This window comes from Leptospira jelokensis (genome assembly GCF_004769635.1).
Taxonomy (GTDB): domain Bacteria; phylum Spirochaetota; class Leptospiria; order Leptospirales; family Leptospiraceae; genus Leptospira_A; species Leptospira_A jelokensis.
The window spans coordinates 1-1,091 of record NZ_RQGH01000027.1; the positions used below are offsets into that span (position 1 = coordinate 1).

1 protein-coding gene is annotated in these 1,091 nt (G+C 34.4%); it reads left to right on the forward strand.

Features of this window, described 5'->3' with window-relative positions:
• Positions 1-12 precede the first annotated feature (12 nt).
• Positions 13-1,091 (forward strand): FAD-dependent oxidoreductase (locus EHQ62_RS13920; protein ID WP_244241785.1); only part of this gene is annotated, 1,079 nt, incomplete at its 3' end.

The window sequence follows — 1,091 nt, forward strand, 5'->3', positions numbered from 1 at the left end:
TACTCTGCAATTTTGTTAAGAAAAAAAGGTTATGATGTAACTTTAGTCGAAAGAGCCGATCAGTTAGGTGGTTTGTTGAATTCATTTGAAAACGAACATGGTGATATTTTCGATTTTGGCACACATTTTATTGCAGGGACAGGCAAACCAGAAATTGATCAAGATGTGATACCTGCTTCATGGCAGAACGATTGGAATCGATATGAAAATGAAAGGGCCGCAAATTTTTTTCAAGGTACACTAGATGATAAATGCATTTTTTTGGACTCTAATAAACTTGGAAAGGATGTGCATGACAAAGGTCTTATTGAAATTTTAAATCTCTTAGACTTGAAAGATACGTCGAATTCGAAAAATGCGAAGGAGAATTTGGAGAAACTTTATGGTGCAACACTTACGGAAAAACTATTTCAGCCAATATTAACCAAACTTTACGGGGAAGAAGATATAACCAAATTAGATCGTAACGCGCAGCTACGTTTTGCGATGAGGAGAATTTTAGTTGGAACTCCTGAAATTACTAAAAAATTAAAAACAATACCAGAACTCGATTCAAAAATTGGATTTCATCACTATCTTGAAGGGGCAAGTAGCAATCATCAGTTTTATCCTAAAAGTGGAGGGGCTGGAGATTGGATAAAGAAATTCGAGAAAACCTTGGATGGATTGGGTGTAAAAACGATAAAGAGTACTGCAATTGAGTCATTTGAGGTATCAGAAAAAAAGATTAAAGCCGCAAGGTTAGGAAATGGTCAAATCATCAACGATTTAGATGAAGTAGTATGGACTATTCCCACACATCTTTTACTTAATACTTTGAAGTTAGAATATCCAAAGCAACTTCCAAAATTTAGAAAAACAATCATAACATACTTTGTGTTTGATAAAAGGCCGATGAATCAGTCTCATTTTATCTTTTGTTATGATCCAAAATTTCTTTCATTCAGAATCACCACATATACTAATTGGCAGCCAGACCAAGCAGAGAAAACTAATAGACATCGTGTTTGTATTGAAACACTTACGGACCAATCTTTTGATACCGAAGGATTAGAAAATAAATTGAAAGATGAACTCGTTAGAATGGGAAT